Here is a 538-nt window from a genome sequence, read left to right on the forward strand (position 1 = left end):
AGTGGGGTGTTCTCGGACGGTGACGGTCAGTTCGACTCGCACCGTCTGGCGATATAGCGGCATGTCGTCACCGCGTGACTTGTCGATCTGCGGCCCGTTGCCGGGGCCGTCGATCCACCGACCGTTCCACGAACAGTTACGGAACGGCCGATTGGTCGTGTGACCGATGATCTCCCCGCACAGCCCCGCCAGATCCCATGCAACTTCCTCGGGATCGGCAAGGATCGGATGCGGCTCGCTCCGCAGAATCGCGGGAGGTGGGGCGAAGACGTCGATCTGCACGAACGGCTTGCGCAGCATCGGGTCGTCGCCCTTGGTTCCGGCACCGCGGATGACGATGAACGGTCGCACGATGTTCTCGGGAATGTCACGCGTGGTGATCAGTTCCTTCGGAATATGCTCGGTCAGATCGGCGTCGGCGTGCAACGCTTCACGAACAGCGCCGGGCGCGAACGGAATCCGTACCTTCGGTGTCATCGCGGCGTCCAACCCGAGTACTTGCCGTGCGATCGCGCCGCATCGGTCATCACTGCCGCCG

The 538-nt window shown here is 63.8% G+C and carries 1 protein-coding gene; it reads right to left on the reverse strand.

The window, feature by feature from the left end; genetic code table 11:
- A partial coding sequence (locus CH296_RS28270) for a hypothetical protein (RefSeq protein ID WP_143546467.1) occupies positions 1-477 on the reverse strand: 477 nt, incomplete at its 3' end.
- Between the last annotated feature and the right edge of the window lie 61 nt (positions 478-538).

It is taken from the genome of Rhodococcus sp. 14-2496-1d, from assembly GCF_002259365.1.
GTDB lineage: Bacteria > Actinomycetota > Actinomycetes > Mycobacteriales > Mycobacteriaceae > Rhodococcoides.